The 20,503-nt window shown below is 64.8% G+C and carries 14 protein-coding genes; 10 read left to right on the top strand and 4 right to left on the bottom strand.

Annotated elements, in window-relative coordinates:
* Nucleotides 1-231 precede the first annotated feature (231 nt).
* The 5 genes from BT115_RS12260 to ispA all read left to right on the top strand — a co-directional run bounded on the left by BT115_RS12260 (nt 232) and on the right by ispA (nt 4,456).
* On the top strand, nt 232-1,191 hold the full coding sequence (locus BT115_RS12260; RefSeq protein ID WP_072322864.1) for an acetyl-CoA carboxylase carboxyltransferase subunit alpha: 960 nt from the start codon (nt 232-234) through the stop codon (nt 1,189-1,191).
* Between the two features lie 62 nt (nt 1,192-1,253).
* On the top strand, nt 1,254-1,994 hold the full coding sequence (locus BT115_RS12255) for an NYN domain-containing protein (RefSeq protein WP_072323193.1): 741 nt from the start codon (nt 1,254-1,256) through the stop codon (nt 1,992-1,994).
* Nucleotides 1,991-3,280: a tRNA lysidine(34) synthetase TilS gene (tilS, locus tag BT115_RS12250; protein WP_072322863.1), complete on the top strand. Its 1,290-nt coding sequence runs from the start codon at nt 1,991-1,993 to the stop codon at nt 3,278-3,280. Before BT115_RS12255 ends, tilS begins: the two co-directional genes overlap by 4 nt.
* Before the next feature lie 32 nt (nt 3,281-3,312).
* The gene (locus BT115_RS12245) at nt 3,313-3,573 is read left to right on the top strand and encodes an exodeoxyribonuclease VII small subunit (RefSeq protein ID WP_072322862.1); all 261 of its coding nucleotides are present in this window, start codon (nt 3,313-3,315) and stop codon (nt 3,571-3,573) included.
* On the top strand, nt 3,554-4,456 hold the full coding sequence (gene ispA / locus BT115_RS12240; RefSeq protein ID WP_072322861.1) for a (2E,6E)-farnesyl diphosphate synthase: 903 nt from the start codon (nt 3,554-3,556) through the stop codon (nt 4,454-4,456). Before BT115_RS12245 ends, ispA begins: the two co-directional genes overlap by 20 nt.
* 133 nt (nt 4,457-4,589) lie before the next feature.
* Here ispA and BT115_RS12235 read toward each other — a convergent pair whose 3' ends face one another.
* Nucleotides 4,590-4,982 (bottom strand): DUF4870 domain-containing protein, encoded by a 393-nt coding sequence (locus tag BT115_RS12235; RefSeq protein ID WP_072322860.1) that lies wholly within the window; start codon nt 4,980-4,982, stop codon nt 4,590-4,592.
* A gap of 99 nt (nt 4,983-5,081) precedes the next feature.
* On the bottom strand, nt 5,082-6,431 hold the full coding sequence (pmbA, locus tag BT115_RS12230) for a metalloprotease PmbA (RefSeq protein WP_072322859.1): 1,350 nt from the start codon (nt 6,429-6,431) through the stop codon (nt 5,082-5,084).
* Between the two features lie 126 nt (nt 6,432-6,557).
* Between pmbA and BT115_RS12225 the strand changes: the two genes are divergently transcribed.
* On the top strand, nt 6,558-6,803 hold the full coding sequence (locus tag BT115_RS12225) for a DUF1653 domain-containing protein (protein WP_072322858.1): 246 nt from the start codon (nt 6,558-6,560) through the stop codon (nt 6,801-6,803).
* Nucleotides 6,800-7,339, top strand: a complete 540-nt coding sequence (yjgA, locus tag BT115_RS12220; RefSeq protein WP_072322857.1) for a ribosome biogenesis factor YjgA — start codon at nt 6,800-6,802, stop codon at nt 7,337-7,339. The genes BT115_RS12225 and yjgA overlap by 4 nt, the downstream gene beginning before the upstream one ends.
* A gap of 257 nt (nt 7,340-7,596) precedes the next feature.
* On the opposite strand, the gene BT115_RS12215 is transcribed toward yjgA, so the two are convergent.
* Complete coding sequence (locus BT115_RS12215) at nt 7,597-14,472, bottom strand: beta-1,3-glucanase family protein (protein WP_072322856.1); 6,876 nt, start codon at nt 14,470-14,472, stop codon at nt 7,597-7,599.
* A 697-nt stretch (nt 14,473-15,169) separates the two neighbouring features.
* On the opposite strand from BT115_RS12215, the gene BT115_RS12210 reads away from it, so the two are divergent.
* Both BT115_RS12210 and BT115_RS12205 read left to right on the top strand, forming a co-directional pair.
* Nucleotides 15,170-15,787: a hypothetical protein gene (locus BT115_RS12210; RefSeq protein ID WP_072322855.1), complete on the top strand. Its 618-nt coding sequence runs from the start codon at nt 15,170-15,172 to the stop codon at nt 15,785-15,787.
* Nucleotides 15,788-15,888: 101 nt separating this feature from the next.
* Nucleotides 15,889-17,661 carry a hypothetical protein gene (locus tag BT115_RS12205; protein WP_143144550.1) on the top strand — a complete coding sequence of 591 codons (1,773 nt, stop codon included), beginning with the start codon at nt 15,889-15,891 and terminating at the stop codon, nt 17,659-17,661.
* 25 nt (nt 17,662-17,686) lie between these two features.
* On the opposite strand, the gene tldD is transcribed toward BT115_RS12205, so the two are convergent.
* Nucleotides 17,687-19,129 (bottom strand): metalloprotease TldD, encoded by a 1,443-nt coding sequence (gene tldD / locus BT115_RS12200; RefSeq protein ID WP_177257420.1) that lies wholly within the window; start codon nt 19,127-19,129, stop codon nt 17,687-17,689.
* Between the two features lie 176 nt (nt 19,130-19,305).
* Between tldD and BT115_RS12195 the strand changes: the two genes are divergently transcribed.
* Complete coding sequence (locus tag BT115_RS12195; protein ID WP_072322852.1) at nt 19,306-20,502, top strand: sterol desaturase family protein; 1,197 nt, start codon at nt 19,306-19,308, stop codon at nt 20,500-20,502.
* Nucleotide 20,503: the final 1 nt, after the last annotated feature.

Raw genomic sequence — 20,503 nt, 5'->3', positions numbered from 1 at the left:
AGTCGTTGGGGGGAAAAGCCGGCGGTGCACCGGCCGACCGATTACACCCTAGTCCGGCCTCATCCAGGGCACCCGCTACATCGGGCGAGCCCAACCCTGACTGCCGGCGACGGCATCGGCCTACGGGCCGGCCCAGGGCCGAAAGCCCCTGGAACCGTCCATACCGGCGCGCACGCCACCCGCCGCATCCCCCGGTTATAATCACGGGTCTTGTCCGGAATATCCGAATCCATGAATCCCAACTTCCTCGATTTCGAACAGCCCATCGCCGAACTGGAAGCGAAGATCGAAGAACTGCGCCATGCCAGTAGCGGGCAGGCGTTCAACATCGACGAGGAAGTGGGCCGGCTTCGCGAGAAGTTGAAGGTCAAGACCGCCGAGATCTTCCGCAACCTCACGCCGTGGCAGATCAGCCAGGTGTCCCGCCACCCGGCGCGGCCGTACACGCTCGACTACATCCAGGGCATGTGCGAGGAATTCCACGAGTTGAAGGGCGATCGCATGTTCGCGGACGACCAGGCCATCGTCGGCGGCCTCGGTCGCATCAACGGTCGCTCGATCATGATCGTCGGCCACCAGAAGGGCCGCGATACCAAGTCCAAGGTCAAGCGCAACTTCGGCATGCCGCGCCCTGAGGGGTATCGCAAGGCGCTGCGTCTGTTCAAGCTCGCCGAGCGGTTCCAGATTCCGGTGTTCACCTTCATCGATACCGCGGGCGCCTGGCCCGGCATCAATGCGGAAGAGCGCGGGCAGTCCGAAGCCATCGCGCGCAACCTGCTGGAAATGGCGGAACTGCGCGTGCCGATCGTCTGCACTGTCACGGGCGAGGGCGGCTCCGGCGGCGCGCTGGCCATCGGCGTGGGCGACCGTACGCTGATGCTGCAGTACTCCACGTACTCGGTCATCACGCCCGAAGGTTGCGCGTCGATCCTCTGGAAGAGCGCCGACAAGGCCAAGGACGCCGCGGAGGTCATGGGCCTCACCGCGCCGCGCCTCCTCGAAAACGGTCTCATCGACAAGATCGTGCGCGAACCGCTGGGCGGCGCGCACCGCAACCCGCAGTCGATGGCCGTCCGTCTCAAGGCCGTGCTGCTGAACCAGCTCGACGAACTGGAAAGCCTGCCGATCGACGAACTGCTGGAGAAGCGCTACCAGCGCCTGCGCGGCTACGGCGCCTTCAACGAGGGCTGATGTCACCGGGCGGTCGCCCGGGTCCGTGTACCATCGGTGCACCGTCAACCCTGGATACCGCCATGGCTAACGACGCCAACAAGCTGGCCGTGCTCATCGATGCCGACAACGCACGGCCGGCCATCGTGGACGGCCTGCTCGCCGAAGTCGCCAAATACGGCACGGCGCATGTCAAGCGCATTTACGGCGACTGGACCGGCCCCAACCTCAACGGCTGGAAAACGGCTCTGCTCGATCACTCGATCCAGCCCATCCAGCAGTTCGCATACACCTCGGGCAAGAACGCCACCGACTCGGCGATGATCATCGACGCCATGGACCTGCTCTATTCGGAGCGCTTCGACGGCTTCTGCATCGTGTCCAGCGACAGCGATTTCACTCGCCTTGCCTCGCGCATCCGCGAGGCCGGCCTCATCGTCTACGGGTTCGGCGAACAGAAAACGCCCAAGGCGTTCGTTTCGGCGTGCGACAAGTTCATCTACACCGAGGTGCTCGTCGGCACGGAGCAAAGCGAAGCCGAAGTGGCCGCCGCGCCGAAGAGCGGGAACGAACTGCGTGGCGACACGAAACTGATGAACCTGCTGCGCAACGCGATCGACGCGGCATCCGATGAGAACGGATGGGCCGCGCTCGGCGGTATCGGCAGCATCCTCAGCAAGCGCTCGCCTGATTTCGACTCGCGCAACTACGGGTATTCGAAACTGAGCGGGCTCATCAACGGCATCGGCTTGTTCGACGTCGAGGAACGCCAGTTCGGCAACGCGAAGCATCTCTACGTGCGCATGCGTGGCAAGGGGAAATGAGCGCCACGCTTGCCGATCATCTTGCAAGTGAGCTCGAGGCCGCCGGGGAGGCCCCGCTCGTGGTGGGCTACAGCGGTGGCCCGGATTCCACCGCCCTGCTCCACGCGCTCGCGGTACGCACCCCGCGCCCCGCACTGCGCGCGCTGCATGTGGACCACGGCCTGCATGCGGAAAGCGGCATCTGGGCGGTGCATTGTCGTCGCTTCTGCGAATCGCTCGACATTCCGTACGAGACCTTGCGCGTTACGGTCGACCTGACCCGCGGCGAAGGCGTGGAGGCCGCGGCGCGACGCGCACGGCGCGGCGCCTTCGCGGCGTCGCTTCGACCAGGGGAACGGCTGGTGCTCGCCCACCATCGCGAGGATCAGGTAGAGACCGTACTGCTCAAGCTCCTGCGGGGCGCGGGGCCGGAAGGCCTCGCCGGCATGCGTACCTTGCGCCCCCTGGGTGCCGGCATGCTGTGGCGCCCCTTGCTCGGCCTGCCACGCGCCGCCCTACTCGAACACATCGCAGCCTTCGATCTGGAGACGGTGCACGATCCGTCCAACGACGACCCGCGCATCGCGCGCGGTTACCTCCGCGGCACCGTCATGCCGGCGCTGACGGCACAGTGGCCGCAGGCGGCGGTCAGCATCGCGCACAGCGCGCGCCTCTGCGGCGAGGCCGCCGAGAGCCTGCGCGAGGCCTGGCTTCAGGCGCTTGCCGGGCTGCGCGACGATCGCAACAGTCTCGACGCAAGCGCGTGGCTGGACCTCCCGTTGGCGTGGCGCGCCCCGCTGCTCGAACACTGGCTGCACGCCCAGGGGCTCACCGCGCCCACTACCGCGCAACGCGAGACGCTTGAGCGGCAGGTACGCGAAGCAGCAGCCGAGCGGCTGCCGTTGGTGGGCTGGGCGGACACGGAACTGCGCGTGTGGCGAGGCCGGCTCTGGGCCATGCCTCGGCGTGCCGGCTTCGACACGGACTGGTCTGCGCCGTGGCGCGGTGAGCCTCTTGTGCTGCCGGGCGGCGGCACGCTGATGCTGTCCGGCGCACGGCTACCGGAACCGGTGACCGCGCGCTACCGGCGCGGCGGCGAAGCCCTCCGCCCCGACGGCGATCGACATACGCGTGAACTGCGCGACCTCTTCCAGCAAGCCGGCGTACCGCCCTGGGAGCGTCAGCGCATCCCGCTGATCGAGCATGCTGGGAAGCTCATCGCCGTGGCCGACAAGTGGTTGAGCGAGGAAGGGAAAAGGCTATTCGCCGACGTGGGCGGGCGCCTGGTGTGGCATCGCGACGATTGATCGAAAGCCCTGCGTGAGCTAGTTTTGCGGCCATGCCGAAGTCCCCCGCCCCCACTGCTCCCACCGCCTCGATTGCCGAGTTCGAGCATTCGCTCGACGAACTGGAGCAATTGGTCACGCGCATGGAAGGCGGGGAGCTGAGCCTCGACGAATCGTTGAAATCGTTCGAACGCGGTATCGGCCTCTACCGGCACTGCCAGACGGCGCTGGAGCAAGCGGAATTGCGCGTGCGCCTGCTGCTCGATCCCGAAGCCCCCGATACCGCCGAACCCTTTGACTCCCGCATCGACTGACCTGCCAGCGCCGCTCAAGGCGCTGGTCGGCCGGGCCGACGACGCGCTTGCACGCGTCCTCCCCGGCGAAGAACTCCCGCCCGCCGACCTGCACAAGGCCATGCGCTATGCCGTGCTCGGCGGGGGCAAGCGTCTGCGTCCGCTGCTCGTTTACGCTGCCGGCCATGCGCTCGGCTGCGACGGAACGATCCTCGACGCACCGGCCTGCGCCGTCGAGGTCATCCACGCCTACTCGCTCGTGCACGACGACCTGCCGGCGATGGACGACGACGATCTCCGCCGCGGCCGACCCACGTGTCATGTGGTGTTCGGCGAGGCCATGGCGATTCTCGCGGGCGATGCCCTGCAGGCGCTGGCGTTCGAGATTCTCGCCATCTCCAACGACGACGACGATTCGCGGCAACGCATCGCCATGCTCCGCACCCTCGGCGCCGCGTGTGGCGCGGAAGGCATGGCCGGCGGCCAGGCCTTCGACCTTTCCGCGGTCGGCCGCCGACTCTCGCTCGACGAACTCGAACGCATGCACGCATACAAGACCGGTGCGCTCATCCGTGCTTCCGTCCGATTGGGTGCGCTGGCGGCCGGGTGCGTCGACGACGCCACCCTTGAACGGCTGGACCGCTACGGCCACGCAGTGGGTCTCGCCTTCCAGGTGCGCGACGACATTCTCGACGTGGAAGGCGAGTCCGCCGTGATCGGCAAGACCGCCGGCAAGGACGCTGCCGCCGACAAACCCACCTTCCCGTCGATCATCGGCCTCGATGCGTCGCGTGCGCGATTGAAGACGCTGATCGAAGACGCCCTCGATGCGATCGCACCACTCGGCGAACGCGGCGAGTGGCTCGCGGAGCTGGCGCACTACGCCGCGCGGCGGCAGCACTAGAGAGCACACTGTTGCGTCGAACAGCGCAGCGAGGCATCTGGCGCTCGCCGCAAAAGGTTCTCCCCACCGGGAGATAAAAAGAAGGAGGCCCGCCAAGGCGGGCCTCCTTCTGCGTACCGACCGAGTCAATCGATCAGGCAATCAAGCGCAGCGTGAACGGATAGCGGTAGCTGCCCGTCTGGCTGACACGAATGGCTGCCACGATGCAGAAGATGAGGTTGAACAGCCACAGCAGCGGCGTGAGGAACGCGCCGATGATGACGAAGGCGAGCACCCAGCAGATCACGTAGCCGATAAGCACGGTGATCTGGAAGTTCAGCGCTTCCTTGGCTTCCGTGACGAGATAGGTCTTGTCGGCACGGTCCTTGTGGATCAGCCACACGATGAGCGGCACGATGATGCTGAAAATGATCCCCGAGAGATGGGTCAGCATGGCGATGTTCTTGTCATCGGTGTTCACGGCCGCGTGCCCCGTGGGCTCGTACGGCGGTGGCGACGGCGGAATCTGATCGGACGGCGTACTCATGATGAACCTCCCCAGGTGATGTCAGCACTCACTCTCGGGCCCGCCCGCCTGCCTGTCAAGCTGACGACCGGCCTATGTGCCGGTCGTCTGTGACACCGGTCACTCGCCTGCGATGGTCATTTTCTCCACCAGCCAGGAGCCGGTGAGGATGTGCGAGCGGCGATCCACGTCGGCACCGACCGCCACCAGATTTGCGTACATGTCGCGCAGGTTCGCGGCGATGGTGATTTCCTCGACCGGATACGCGATCTGGCCGTTTTCGACCCAGAAACCCGACGCGCCGCGCGAGTAGTCGCCCGTCACGATCGAAACGCCCTGCCCCATCACGTCGGTGACGAGCAGCCCCGTGCCGAGACGGCGCAGCATGCCGGCAAAATCGTCGTCACCCGTCTTCACATACAGGTTGTGCACGCCACCGGCATTGCCCGTGGAGACCAATCCAAGCTTGCGTGCCGAATAGCTGCCGAGGATGTAGCGCTGCAGCACGCCGTCCACGATCAACGGAGCGTCCAGCGTCGCCACGCCTTCGGCGTCGAATACGGACGAACCCATGCCGCGCGGCACCAGCGGCTTCTCGTCGATACGGAACCACGACGGCAGAATCTGCTTGCCCACATGATCCACGAGGAAGCTGGAACGGCGGTACAGCGATCCGCCGCTGACCGCGCCAAGCAAGTGGCCCAGCAGCGAACGGGCCACCTCCGGCGCGAACAGTACCGGCGCCTGCCGCGTCCCGAGGCGACGCGCACCCAGACGGGAAAGCGTACGTTCGGCAGCCTTGCGGCCGATCGCTGCGGGATCCATGAAATCGCTCGCAGAGCGCGCGCTGTCGTACCAGTAGTCGCGCTGCATGCCCTCGTCGTCGCCGGCGATCACCGCCACGGAAAGCGAATGCCGCGTACCACGCTCGCGACCGACGAAACCATGGGAGTTGGCGTACACCGACACGCTCTGCCCCGCGTTCACGCTCGCGCCGTCGGAGTTGGTGATCCCGGCGACGGCGCGGCCGGCGTCCTCGATCTCCTGCCCCAGCGCGATCGCCCGATCAACGTCGACATCCCAGGGATGCCACAGGTCGAGGTCAGGGAACGCGGTCGCCATGCGGTCCGCGTCGGCAAGACCGGCAGCGGGATCTTCTTCGGTGAACCGGGCGATGGCACAGGCCTGCTCGATGGTCGCCTGGATCGAGTCCGGATTCAGGTCCGCCGTGCTCGCGGAGCCCTTGCGCTGGCCGAAATACACGGTGAGCGCGAAGCCGCGGTCGCGGGTGTGTTCCACCGTCTCGACCTCACCCAGCCGCACGTTCACGTTCAGGCCGACGTCGACGCTGGCCGAGACTTCGGCCTGGGTCGCGCCCGCCGCACGGGCGCGGCGGATCGTGTCCTCGGCCAGTTCGGCGAGGCGGTCGAGGTCCTGAAGGCTGGTATCGCGGGTGGCAACTTGGCTCACGTGGGCGTCCTGGGGGCTGGGCGGTTAGAATGTCAGGCCGTATCCGGCCGATCCCCATCAAAGTGGGGTCGCGTCGCCCGATCAAAAGCAACGCACCATCCATCCCATGGTGCCATGGATTTTCCTATGAGCGTCCGCGTGGGCTACTACCGCCACTTCAAGGGCATGCCCTATCGCGTGCTGGGCACGGCCCTGCACAGCGAAACGATGGAAGAGATGGTCATCTACCAGGACCTCTACGACCAGCGCCGCCTGTGGGTGCGCCCCGCTGCGATGTTCGCCGAGACCGTCGAACGCGACGGCAAGACCTTCCCCCGCTTCGCCTTCGAGCGCGAAGCCGACTTCCCATCCATCACGGTTGCCCTGCCATGAAGCCCTCCGATGAGCGCCCGAACGACGAGCACGAAGAAGACTTCGGCCCCAGCCGCAGCGAAAAGCGCCGCAATGCGCTCGACATCCTGAAGCTTGCCGGCCAGCTCATGGAGCTGCCGCCCAGCCGCATTCCCAAGCTCAACCTGCCCGAAGACATCGTCGACGAGATCGGCCGCACCCGGAAGGTCACCTCGCATATCGCGCGCAAGCGGCAGCTCGCCTTCCTGGCGAAGCAGATGCGCAGGCACGGCGACGAGGCGTTCGTGGACGCCCGCGCTGCACTCGGCGAAGATCGCGACCGCCAGCGCCAGGAAGCTGCCCACATGCACCGGCTGGAAGCCGCGCGCGAGCGCCTGCTCGAAGGCGGCGACGTGGCGCTGGGCGAACTGTTCGATCGCCATCCCGGCCTCGACCGCCAGCATCTGCGCTCACTGGTCCGCCAGGCCAAGGCCGAGCGCGATGCGAACAAGCCACTGCACGCCTTCCGCGAGATCTACCGCATCCTGAAAGAGCTCGAAGCGTCGTCCAACGACTGACCGGCCGTCGGCGCCTGCAGGCTATCGGGTCATCCCCATCGCCAGCAGGCTGGCTCCCACCGAGCAGCGTGTGTGAGCCGCCATGGCGGCGAGAAGCCAACGAAGCGGCGATGCAGATCCCCCATCGCCCAGCCCCCAATACCCAACCTCTGGGCAGCCTTTCCTCGCCGCCATGGCGGCTCCTACAACGACGCTGAAGAACAAAAAGGGCGGTGGATTTCTCCACCGCCCTTCCTTGTTTCCGCACTGATACGGCTTTACCAGCCGATGCCTAGCTCCAGATGTTCCGGCTGCGTCTCGATCAGCGTCGAGCTCTGGTCGGATACATCGTCATAGGCGAAGCCATACGCCTTGCCGTTCACGCCATGCAGGTGCCAGAAGCGTGAGTAGTAGTTCGCTGGCGACTGCGTGTAGAACGTGCTCGGATCCTTCCACTGGGTCACGTCTTCCATCACGTGACGGTTGAACGCCGCGCAGATCTGCGCTTCGAGCTGGCCTTCGACACCCCAGGGATCGCTCGACCGGGCCAGTGCGCCCTTGCCTTCGAGTACGTCCTGCGTGCTGGGCTTGCTCACCTTGAACAGCATCCCCTGCGGTTCGTCCGGCTCGTGCGTGTCCGCCCAGTTGGTATGGGTGAAGGTCAGCACGCCATCGACCACGGTACCCTCGAACTGCTTGTTGCCGATGGTCATCTGCAACACGTGGTTCTGGTAGTACGTCCACGACTGGTCGATGTAGTCGTCGAAGTAGTGCTCCTGCGGCTTGCCGATGTCGAACGCCGCCTTGCCCGGCGCCAGGATACGGATCGGATCGGCCTCGGCCAACTGGAACTCCGCCGGCACTTCCTGGTTGTACTGCGCAAAGATCTGCGCGCGCGTCTGCGTGATACCCGATGCCTCGTGCCTGGTCTTTTCGCCGCCATACACATCGAGCGACAGCGGGATCGAGAACTGATCGACCTGTGTCGTGTTGATGAAGATGGCGTTGTCGTTCCAGGTGAACTCGTACCAGTCGTAGTACACGCCGATGTTCGGATCGGTGTCGTTGAGCGGGTTGGGGCCCGCGAAGCCGATCGAACCGTCTGCCGCCTTCAGGATCTTGATGTACATCGGTTCACCGACCGAAACGAAGATGCGACCCGAATCCATCTTCGGCAGCTTGAGCAGCTTGGCCTGCGCCAGCGTGAAGAAGTAGTTCGGATAGTTCTGGCCGTTCTTGATCAGGTGCCCCGCGCCGTCGTTGTCCTCCACCGCAGCGGCCGTGAGCGTGCCGTCCGGCTTCACCCACGAGAACGCGTGCGACGTTGGATCACGACCGATGACGGCAACGAAGATCTGGTCATCGCGCCATTTGCCGTTGGTCACGTTGCGCAGTTGCGTGCCAACAAAGCCCGGATAGGTTTCGTAGCTGAAACCCTGAGCCGGATCGTTCGCCTGCGGATTCTGCGGCGGCGTGCCCGTACCATCGTCGGTAGCGGCATAGACGCCCATTTCCCACAGCGAATAGCCGTAGGCCGTGGAACGCTTCAGGCCTGTCATCCGCACGTACTGCGCCGAGACGGCAGGGAAGGTCACGGTTTCCACGCCACCCTGCCCGTTCTCGTTGTCATACGCCACGTTCCAGGTCTTCCCGTCGATGGACACATCGATGCGGTAGGCCAGCGCATGCGCGTTCTCCCACGAGAGCACCACCTTGCCGATCGTCTTCACCGAGCCGAGATCGACCTGGATCCACTGGTCATCCGTAAAGCCCGAGGACCAGCGCGTTCCGCCATCGCCATCGTTCACGTTCTCCGGCTTGAAGGCGACAGGATTCTCGCTGTCGGAAGCCAGCACGGTGCGGTGGAGGGCGAGGTTGCCCGTGGCGGGCACCGTCGTGTCGGGCTGCTGCGGCGTAGTCTGCGGTGGCTGGTCGACGACCGGCTGCGTCGGTTGCACCGCCGCTGCCTGATACACCTCGAACTCGAACAGCGAATTGCCGTAGTCGGTGGTGCGTGCGGTGCTGTTCATGCGCACGAACTGGGCCGTCTGCGGTGCGAACGACTGCATGTCGACGCCGCCCTTGCCCGCGATCGGGCCTTTCATGGTACGCCACTGCTTGCCGTCGTCCGACACGTCGATCGTGTATTGGGCGGACGAGGCAGTTTCCCAGCGCATGATCACGTGGTCGAAGGTCTTCGGCGTGCCGAAGTTCAGCACGAGATCGGCGGGGTCGACCTTCGGGGCCGAACTCCAACGCGTGGTGAAATCACCATCGATGGCGGCCGACGGACCCAGATCGCCCCGCTCGCTGGCCACCGAGGACGAGGCGATCGCGCCGATCGCGATGTTCACGCCACCCTTGCCATCGCCCGGCGTGCCCGGGCTCGGCGGATTGCCGGTGCCATCGCCGTCGCCGCCATTGCCGTTACCCGGCTGGGTAGCAACCGGCGCGCCGAACACGGGATCGAAGCCATCGGTGGAAGTGTCCACGGTCAGCGTGACGTCGCCGCTGGTCGTCGAAAGCCCCTGTGCGCTCACCACCTTTACCCGGAGACGCGCGCCGTTGTTGGCCGCGGTCAATGCCGGCGTGGCATAGGTGCCGTCGGACGTGCTGGAGAGGAACGACTCAACGTCCACACCATCGGCGTTCTTGCTGACGCCGTACCAGTCGTAGCTCAGAGGGCCGATACCGGTGGCGGCGACGGCGAAGTGCGCGGAGCGACCCGCACCGGCCTTCTGGCTGGCGGGCTGTGCGCTGATGACCGGCGCGAAGACCTTCGCACCCTTCACGCAGAGCACGTGACCCGGGTTGTTCTCCGCCACTTCACGACTCTTCACACCGAGCGAGTTCACCTGGAAGGCGAACTGCGAGTCGCTCGGATCGGTGCCTTCGGTCCAGGTCGTCCACGCGCCCGGGAATGCAGCGGTGGAGTAGTTCTGGCCACTGATCGCCAGCGCTTCGTCGACGGTCGGCAGACGCATGCTGTCCTTCGCGCAGGTCTGGATCGCGATGGACTGCGTGAATTGCGCACCTTGATCGGTGAAGCCACGCTGCACGCGATCCCATTGCAAGCCGCTCAGCGTGTCGGTCACGAGGCTCGAACCGACGGTCGTCGTGTAGCGATCGGTCGTCGCGCAGCAGCCCGCGGAGTCGTACACCTCGAACTCGTACAACGAGTAACCGTAGTCCGTGGCGCGCTTGATGCCCTGCATGCGGACATAGCGACCGGTGACCGGGTGGTCGAAGGTGAAGTCCTCCGTACCGCCATTGCTGGTCTCGGCGTGGTACGCATCCTTGAAGCCGGTGTTCGGATCGTCCGAGTACTGGATCTTGTATTCGGAAGCGTGGGCGTTCTCCCACTTCAGCACCACGCGATTGAAGGTGCGCGAAGCGCCGAGATCGACGGTGATGAACGCATTGTCGTCGCCGATCTTGGAGCCCCAGCGCGTGCCTTCATTGCCGTCCACCGCCTGCCACGCGGCCGTACCCTGCGCATTTTCCACTTCCGACGACAGCGTCTGCTTTTCGCGGGCCAGGTTTGCTCCCGGCGGCGCCAGCGTGAGCTTCGCCGATGCGGTAACGGCCGCGGCATCGCCGGTGATATTGCTCACCGTAACGCTGTATGTACCGACGTCGGCCTGCTGCACCGAGGCGATTGTGAGCGTCGGCTGGTCGTCGCCGACCGGCTGTCCGCCGTGCGACCACGTGTAGTGGAACGGTGCCGTGCCCGCGACCAGCGTGGAGACGTCGAACGTCGCGGGCTGACCGGGGTTCGCACGCACGTCCGGCATCGCGCCGGTAAACACCGGCGGACGCGCGCCATTCACGGTGAGGCGAACGGCGTCGGACAACTGCTGGCTGCCGCTATTGCTGACGAACACGCTATAGCTCTTGCCGCTATCGGCCTGCGTAAGCACAGGTGTGTCGTAGGTCGGCCCGGTGGCATTGGGAATCGCCACACCGTCCTTCATCCACTTGTACTGCACCTTCGGCGAGCCCGACGCCACGACGGCGAAGTGCGCTACCTGTCCTTCATCGACGTTCTGCGGCAGCGGCTGCGTGGCGATCACCACGGGCTTGAAGGGGAAGACGTGAAGCGTGGCGGATGCCGATTCCTGATCCGGCCCCTGGCCATGTACGACTACCGAGTAGCGCGAGCCGTCGTCGGCAAGCGTCGTGGCCGGCGTGGTGTAGCTCGCCCCCGTGGCGCCGGCAATCTCCACGCCATTCTTCTTCCAGGTGAAGCTGAGCGGCGGCGCGCCCGAGGCCGTCACGGAGAAGTGACCGGTATCGCCCACGGTCACGCTGTCGTCGACCGGGTCGGCAATGACCGAGGGCGGACCCGACGGCGTTGGCGCCTTCGGCACCGGCGAAATGGTGAACGAGACGTGCCCGGGCAGCAGGCCTGCCGCCGACGCACTCACCGTCACGGTGCCGGTATCGAACTTCGTACGCAGGGCGATCTTCTGCAGGCCGCCTTCGAATTGCAGTTCGTGCGAACCGGGTGAATGGTAGTAATGGTGCGGCTCAGCGATACCGCCGTTCGGATCCGGCGTCTCGCCGTCGCTGTAATCGACGTACTGCTGGGTGCCACCGTTGTAGGTCACCAGCGACGCACCGCTATCGACGTCGAAGGTCACCTTCTGCGCCGCATCCGGTACGACCACGCCCTGCGCATCGACCACCTTCGCAACGATGAACGCCGCGTCCGAGCCGTTCGCGGTGATGCGGAACGCGGTGCCGTCGGGCTTGACGATCGGGTCGGCCGTATTCACCACTTCCAACTCGATGTGATGCGCCGGGCCGGCGGTGGTGAGCGTATCGGCGACCGGGTTGCCGTTGGCATCCGTGCGCACGTTGCCGAGATTGTCGAGGCACTGGGCAGTCGCTGTGCCGGCCTGCCAGGTCACGTTCCAATGCACCTGACCCGGAAGCTTCGTCGTCTTCTGCGCCTGATCGGCACCGACGATCTTGCCGGTGAGGTGATCGGTATCGCCGTTCTCGAGGTTGTACGACGCCTCGTCGATGGTGTCCCAGGTGTTCGGTACCTGATCGTTACCCTGCGGTACACCGTTGATGAGCAGGCGAACCTTGGGGCAGTTGCTGAACGCATTGACCTGCACGTCGCCGCCGCGGTTCCAATGGTGCGCGAGCTTCACGACAGGACGCAGCTCGTACGGCACCCACACAGACTCGTAGATGTAATACAGCATGCGCGGGAACCGACTCGCGTCCGTCATCGACGCGTTGTTGCCACGCGCATTGTGGCGGAAGCCCTTGATCGGTGTGCCGTCGGCACGCGTGGCAATACTGCCGTCGGGGTTGCGCTGATAGACCCAGTGCGTGGCGTCTTCCAGACCCTCGACAAGTTCGATGGTCTCTCCAGGCGTATCCGCGAAATACCACTGCGCCATGCCGAAGGTGCCCACCTTGCGCGCTTGCGAATACGGCACGAGGTAGTTGAGCGCGAAGGCCAGTTCGTAGTCGTACGAGTGACGCAACGTGCCAGGGCCCCAATACTCCGCGCCCCATGCGGGCTTGTTCGGGTACTCGGTAGAGTGCAGATAGGTCTCGCAGCCGGCCTTGGAGCAGCTCAGGATGTCGCCGTTGGCGGCATTGGGCGTACGGTCGGCCGCGGCACGCGGCGCGATGCTGTCCCAACTCCGGGCCAGGGCACGAAGCTCCTGCGCAAAGGCGGTATTCATCGCACCGTTGTTGTGTTCCCACGCGAGGATCGACGGGTGGCTACGATCGCGGATCACGATGTCGCGGTGGACCTCGCGCTTGATCGTCCACATGTCCGCGCAGGCCTGGTCGCCTGCCGCACAGGCATTGGCGAAGCCGTTCTCGCCGTCGCCGCTGGGCTGCACGATGAACACGCCCAGCGCGTCCGCCGCTTCGACGAACTCGGGGCTCGACGGCGAATGACCCGGGCGCCAGAGGTTGCCGCCCGCCGCCGCCATCTGTTTCAGATCGCGCCACTGCTGCTCTTCGGGCACCGAGGAACCGAGGCCCGGATAGTCATAGCGACCCGAGCCGCCCCACATGTATTGCTTCTTGCCATTGACGTACGGGAAGTCCTTGTCCCAGGTGATGGTGCGGATGCCGAGCGTGCTCTGCTTCGCATCCACCACCGTGCCGTCGATGCTGACCGTATGCAGCACGCGGTAGAGATACGGCTTTCCGTCGACGCTGTTGTTCGGATACCAGAGCGTCGGGTTGGCCACCGTCAGCGTCTCGTCGAAGACGGGGTTCTGATCGCCCGGAACCACACCGGGCGCCAGTGTCGCCTGCTTCTGATCGCTCGCCACGAGGTTGCCGTCGGCATCGACGATCTGCGTCGTCAACGTGACCGCCTGCGGTGCAGTCGTCTCGTTGACGACGTTGGTCTGCACGCGGATGGTGGCCTGCTTGTGATCCGCACTGAGCGCCTGCGTGCCCACGTACGTGCCCCAGGTGTTCTGGCCCGCGTACACGTTCTCGGGAATGTGCACGAGGTTGGTCACGTGCAGCTTGACCGGGCGGAAGATGCCGGCTTCGGCTTGACCGAAGCGGAACGAGCCGGAGAAGCCAGGATCCTCGAAGAACCCACCGCCACTACGGCTGACCTTCACCGCCAGCACGTCGGTGCCATCGAATTTCAGGTAAGGGGTCAGGTCCACGATGTGTGGCAGGAAGCCGATCACGTGTGTGGCCTGCGCATCCGGCTTGCCGGGCTGGTTCAACACGCCCGTGCCGGGGATGAACCGGCCGTTGACATACACGCGATCGCCCGTGTGCGCGCCTTCGAACTCCACCATGACCTTCTTGCCACGGTACGACGAGGAATCGGCGAGCCTGGTGCGATACCAGCTCGTCTCGCCATCGAGGCTGCCCTGCCCGCCGCCGGACTCCTGGTTGATGAAGGTCGTGAAATCGTTGGCCGCGTGCGGCAGGCCGACCGTGAGCCACTTGCTGTCGTCGAAGCCGACGGCGGCACCGTCGTCGCCATTCGGCACCGGTGCGTAGACGACCGGGTCGTTCGGATTGACGATGGCCTGCTTGGTGTACTTCCACGGCTGGGCGCCGAGGTTGATGTCCTGCCGATCCGACGGCGCAAGCGTGACGGCCTGAGCCGTCGCGGTCACGCCGAGGAACACCATGGCGAGCATGGCGGAAAGCCGGGCTCGCGGAGGTGCGCTCCGGTGTGCTGCGGGTATTCGCTTCATTGGGCTGGGGTCCCCTGTCTGGTCCACGTGGGAACGGCGCAGTTCGCGACGCGAACGACAGGGAGCCGGCGACGGGCGCCAGCTGCTTCGAAGTCATTCGCGATGAGTGGACTGTTCGACCCTGATGCCGGTCTGTGCGAGCCCCTGCAGCTCAACCGGGTTTAGCCGTCCATACGCCGTCGCGCCGGATCATCCGCCTGATGAATGACAGCCACAATACTAAATAGGGGTACTCGGCCGAAAACGCGGACCATACGCTCGCGTTCCGTGACGCACGTCCGGTTTGCGCGCCAGCCCTGCCACAACAAAGAGCAGCCAACGAAGCGCATGTGGGAGCCGCCATGGCGGCGAGAAGCCAACAAAGCGGTGTAGCCGTGAGGCAAGCCCCCATCGCCAGCAGGCTGGCTCCCACCAGCAACCTTCCCTCGCCGCCATGGCGGCTCCTACAACGGTGTCATCGCTCGTCGTCGTGGCGAGAAAGAGATTCGCTGCGGAGACCGAGCTCGCCGCAGTGCAGACACCGAATCCGCGTAGCTCCTACGCCGAAGGGCCTATCGGAGTGCGGCGATACATCGCATACGTTGGTCAAGGACAACGACCCTGGCCGGCAGGACCGGCACCACGCAAGGAATGCACGCCCATGAACAGCCAGACCACCTCGCAGCCGACAGCCGTCTTCCGCGACGCCGCCGACGGCGCCCTGGGGTACGACGATCTTCTCAACCCTCCGGACCGCCCGACGCTCGTCACCGTCGGCCCCTGGGATTTCGAAGCAGGCGACAGCGTGGTGCTACTCGCGCCGGGCAGGCGCGCCATTGGCATCGCCGAGCCACTGCAAACCGCGGCTGGCGTCGAGAAGACCCTGTCGTTCTATATTGCCGGCAAGGCCCTTGCCGCGCTGGGCAGCGGCACTCACGACTTCATCGTGGATGTCCTCCGGGCGGGTGCATCCGTTGCCTCGACGACCACTCAGATCGCCATCCGGCTCGATCGACCCGGCATCGCCCCGGATGGAACAAACTCCCTTGCAGCACCACGCGTATCGCCCACCCCGATTACTCCAACGACGCCTGGCGCCACGGTCACCATCGATTCCTACGCCAACATGCGAGCCGGCGACACGATTACGATTCGTTGGGGCGCCGCCGGCAATGAAGTCACGCGCGTCATCACCGCAAGCGACGTCGGCAGGCCGTCGACATCGCCATCGCCCGAACGCTCATCGACGCAGGAGGCACGGGCCAGGGCATCAACGTGAGCTACACCGTCAAGGACGACTCGGGCGACATCGCAATATCGCCCTCCACTAACGTGGACGTAGCAGGCGCATCGCCCCTGAACCCGCCAACGATCTCCCAGGTGACGCTGATCGACGGCGACTATGTGCTCGACGTGGACGCGCTGCTTGGGGCACCCGCCAAGATGACCATCGCACCTCTGGAGCCAGGCGATGTGGTCATCGTCCACCTGGCAGGCACGACGGCGGAGGGACTTCCGGTCGAATACACCGGCCCGGACGTGACCGTCACGGAGACCTTCAGTCGCACCACGCTTCCGAACGACATACTGGCATCACTGATGGGAGGCGATGCCGCCGTGTGGTACCAGAGGAAGCGGGCAGGCGCGGTGGCGATATCCGATCGTTTCAACTTCTCAATCGTCGGCAAGCCGGCCTCCCTCGTGGCGCCCGACATCGTCGAAGCGGAAGGGGACAGCCTCGACCCGGAAAAGGTTCTTGTCGCAGGCAAGGCCACGCTCGCCATTCCCTACAGCTCACTGATGAAACCGGGCACGCGAGTTCGCTACCTCATGCACGGCACCGCCATGGACGGCACGACGATCATGTCCGAAGGTGACATCGACATCACCGCGACCAGCACCTTCCCGCTACGTTTCGACATTCTCAGCAACGAGATCAACGCGCTGAACGGGAGTACCGTCACCTTCACCTACAAGTTGCTCGTTTACAGTGGCGCGCCCGGAAAAGGAAAGCCGGTGCAATCGATCCAGGCACCCGAACGAACCTATCGCTTGCGCGACCCCACGCTACCCGTCCTGCCCGCAGCCATCGTCTCGCAAGCGGACGGCGACACCATCGATCCGGCGAAGATCGACAACAATCTGGGCACGCGGGTAATGGTGAACTACCCCGGCATGCAGTCAGGCGATCGAATAACGCTCTATTGGTATGGCGGCATCGACAGGAACGTTTACAAGAAGACCCTCACTTCGCTTGGCTCCCCCTTGACGTTCCTCGTTCCGAAGGAACCGTTCCTCAACAAGAACGTCGGCAGCACGATCACCGTGCTGTATACCGTCGAGCGAGACGACGAGATGTTTAATGCGGAGATCGCCGAGTTCAACGTCGGCATTCGTTTGCGCGATCTCACGGCTCCCACGATCGAAGGCGCCGCCTCAGGCAAGCTGGACATCGGAACCATTGGCGACACGGTCATCGTCCGCCTCCCTGCGGGGCTGACGCTCCAAGCCGGCGACCTCATCAGCGTCAGTGTCGGCGAGTACACCACGACCACCCGGTCAGCGACCAACGGCATGACCTTCGAGATTCCCGTGACCGAGTTCGCACGTTATCTTGGCCAGCGAGTGCCCGTGTTCTATACCCTCACGCGCGGCGGTCTATCCTACGCGTCCGATCCCGCCTTCTTGGAAGTGGCTCGCACCGGCAGGAGCCGGATCGCGCTGGATTTCAAGGAGCCGGGCATCTATACCGGGACATTGCCGATCAATACGCCGGTCTCGTTTGTCGGCGGCGCGGTGAAAATCACAGCGCTCAGTCCGTTTGTCGCCATTAGTCAGGATAGATCGCCGACGGGGGACATCAGCCGTGGTTGGCTGTCCGTCACGGATACCGCACGCGTACAAATCGAGATCGTCGGCGAACCGGTGACGCACGTCCAAGTCGCCATCGTGTCCAACGTCCGCACCGCCTTCATCACGACATATGGCGACGACGGCACGCAGACGGAGACTTTCGCCAGATTAGGCTGGAACGTCGAGCAACTCTTCGATCATACGTCTCGCTTCCCGATTCGACGACTTATCATCGGCGAAGGCGGCTCCACTGTCGGCGAGCATCATGTTGTCGATGTACTAAGGTTCGTATTGGAATAGCCCGGCGCACGCCGCGTGATCGCTATCACGCGGCCGTGCCACCCACGGTCATGCCGTCCACACGCAGCGTCGGCTGGCCCACGCCCACCGGCACGCTCTGGCCATCCTTACCGCAAACGCCCACGCCTTCGTCGAGCGCGAGATCGTTGCCGATCATCGACACACGCGTGAGCACGTCGGGGCCGGAGCCAACCAGCGTAGCGCCCTTCACCGGACGGGTGATCTTGCCGTCTTCGATGAGGTACGCCTCGCTTGCAGAGAAGACGAACTTGCCGTTGGTGATGTCCACCTGGCCGCCGCCGAAGTTCACGGCATAGAGGCCGCGCTTGACCGAACGGAGGATTTCTTCCGGGTCACGGTTGCCGGCGAGCATGTAGGTGTTGGTCATGCGCGGCATCGGCAGCTGGGCGAACGACTCACGGCGACCGTTGCCCGTGGACTTGACGCCCATCAGACGCGCGTTGAGCTTGTCCTGCATGTAACCCTTGAGGATGCCGTTCTCGATCAGCGTGGTGCATTCGCTTGGCGTGCCCTCGTCGTCGATGCTCAGCGAGCCACGGCGACCGGGCAACGTGCCGTCGTCGACCACGGTGACGCCTTCCGCCGCCACGCGCTGACCGATGCGCCCCGCGAATGCGGAACTGCCCTTGCGATTGAAGTCGCCTTCCAGGCCGTGCCCGATGGCTTCGTGCAACAGGATGCCGGGCCAGCCGGGACCGAGCACGACGGTCATGCTGCCGGCCGGCGCGTCGATCGCCTCCAGGTTCACCAGCGCCTGCCGCACGGCTTCCTCGGCGAAGGCCTGGGCGCGTCCGTTGTCGATGAGTTCGCGGTAACCGTAGCGTCCACCGCCGCCGGCATGGCCTTGTTCGCGACGGCCGTTCTGTTCGGCGATGACCTGCACGTTCAAGCGGACCAGCGGCCGCACGTCAGCGGCCAGCGTGCCGTCGGACGCCGCGACGAGAATCGTATCCATCGTGGCCGCCAGGCTCACCACGACCTGCTTGACCCGGGGGTCGCGCGAACGCGCATACGCGTCCACCTCGCGCAGCAACGCGATCTTGTCTTCGTTCGGCAGGCTCTCGACCGGATCGATGGCGGGATAGAGGCCGCGACCCGTCGCGAGCGCCAGCGGCTTGCCGGCCCCTGCACCGCCCTGCGCGATGGCGCGCGCGGCACGTGACGCCTCTTGGAGCTGCGGCAGCACGATTTCGTCGGAATAGGAGAACCCGGTCTTCTCGCCCGAGATGGCACGCACGCCCACGCCCTGCTCGATGGAGTGGCTGCCGTCCTTCACGATGCCTTCCTCCAGCACCCAGGATTCGCTGCGCGAATGCTGGAAATACAGGTCGGCGGCGTCGATGGAGGGCCCCATCAACTGCGAGAACACGCGATCCAGGTCGTTGGCAGCGAGGCCGCCCGGGGTCAGCAAGCGACGTTCGGCGAGGGAGATCAGGGAATCCATCAGGTTGCCCGGCAAAGATTGATGAGAACCCCGGATGTGGGGCCGAAAGGGCTCAGCTTAAACCCTCGTTGGCCCCCGGGGATGCTCTGATTAAGTTCTCGCGATAACTTGTTCAAAGCATCCCCAGCGGGCGGGGCTGTCGTACGATGCGGCCAGCATTCACGAGGAAGGACGGGGTCATGAGCAAGGGAACCAAACGGGCGTTCGCCAAGCGGGTCGCGCAGGCGCCGGTAAGGCGCGTCGAGGCCGTGGTGGACGAGACCCGCGATCTGCTTCATCGCAGTGGCGAGCTTTCGCCGCGCAAGGCCATGGTGAGCACGGCGATCGCCCTTTCGCTGGGTTTCCTTTGCCTGCTCGCCGTCCTCGCCTTCCATTTTCCGCAGTACCTGACCACGCCCGACCTGCGCCACAAGTACTCTGTCGACGTGATGCGCCAGGTGCTCCTGGGCGGCCTGCTCGTCGCCGGAGGCCTGTCGCTGGCCAACGTGATCCTGGGCCGCCAGCGCAACCTCAACATCGCCGCCTTCGTCATGGTGATTGCCGCAGTGGCCCTCGGTGGCTCGCGCGTGCCGGTCGGCGAGTTCCCCGAGCACGTGCCTTACATCGGCCTCGACTGGTTCATCCTCGACCTGCTCGGGTCCACCCTGCTGTTCGTGGTGATCGAAAAACTGTTTCCGCTCTATCGCGGACAGAGTGTCTTCCGCTTCGAGTGGCAGACCGACATGAAGCACTTTGCGGTGAATCACTTCATCGTCGGCCTCTCGCTGCTGATCGTGAATTTCCTTATCCATCACGCCTTCGGCTGGATGGTCAACAGCGATTTCCAGCGCATGGTCGCGGGCATCCACTTCGTGCCGCAGTTGCTGCTGTGCATCCTCGTGGCTGACCTCGCGCAGTATTGGACGCATCGCGCCTACCACGAGGTGCCCTTCCTCTGGCGCTTCCACGCCGTACATCACAGCGTGAAGACCATGGACTGGCTGGCTGGGTCGCGCCAGCACATGCTCGAACTGATCTTCACCCGCGTATGCGTGCTCGCACCGCTCTACGTGCTCGGTTTCAGCGAAGCGGTGATGAATGCGTACATCATCGTCGTGGGCTTCCAGGCGGTGTTCAACCACGCCAATGTGCATCTTCCGTGGGGCCCGCTGAAATACGTGATCGTGACGCCCGACTTTCACCACTGGCATCACGCGTCGGACGACGAGGCAATCGACAAGAACTACGCCGCCCATTACGCCTTCATCGACTACCTGTTCGGCACCGCCGTGACGTCGACGAAACGCTTTCCGGAAAAGTACGGCGTGGTCGGCGATTACATGCCCGATGGATTCGTCCGCCAGCAGCTGTTCCCGTTCCGCCGACAGAAGCCCTGAC

This window comes from Luteibacter sp. UNCMF366Tsu5.1 (assembly GCF_900119235.1).
Classification (GTDB): Bacteria; Pseudomonadota; Gammaproteobacteria; order Xanthomonadales; family Rhodanobacteraceae; genus Luteibacter; species Luteibacter flocculans.
Note: the sequence above shows the minus strand (reverse complement) of the source record. Positions and strands in the feature narration are given on the sequence as shown.

Coding starts and splice junctions, on each gene's coding strand:
- BT115_RS12260 (WP_072322864.1), top strand. CDS start 232: ATGAATCCCAACTTCCTCGATTTCGAACAGCCCATCGCCGAACTGGAA.
- BT115_RS12225 (WP_072322858.1), top strand. CDS start 6,558: ATGAGCGTCCGCGTGGGCTACTACCGCCACTTCAAGGGCATGCCCTAT.
- yjgA (WP_072322857.1), top strand. CDS start 6,800: ATGAAGCCCTCCGATGAGCGCCCGAACGACGAGCACGAAGAAGACTTC.
- BT115_RS12235 (WP_072322860.1), bottom strand. CDS start 4,982: ATGAGTACGCCGTCCGATCAGATTCCGCCGTCGCCACCGCCGTACGAG.
- BT115_RS12210 (WP_072322855.1), top strand. CDS start 15,170: ATGAACAGCCAGACCACCTCGCAGCCGACAGCCGTCTTCCGCGACGCC.
- BT115_RS12215 (WP_072322856.1), bottom strand. CDS start 14,472: ATGCTCGCCATGGTGTTCCTCGGCGTGACCGCGACGGCTCAGGCCGTC.
- BT115_RS12195 (WP_072322852.1), top strand. CDS start 19,306: ATGAGCAAGGGAACCAAACGGGCGTTCGCCAAGCGGGTCGCGCAGGCG.
- BT115_RS12245 (WP_072322862.1), top strand. CDS start 3,313: ATGCCGAAGTCCCCCGCCCCCACTGCTCCCACCGCCTCGATTGCCGAG.
- tilS (WP_072322863.1), top strand. CDS start 1,991: ATGAGCGCCACGCTTGCCGATCATCTTGCAAGTGAGCTCGAGGCCGCC.
- BT115_RS12255 (WP_072323193.1), top strand. CDS start 1,254: ATGGCTAACGACGCCAACAAGCTGGCCGTGCTCATCGATGCCGACAAC.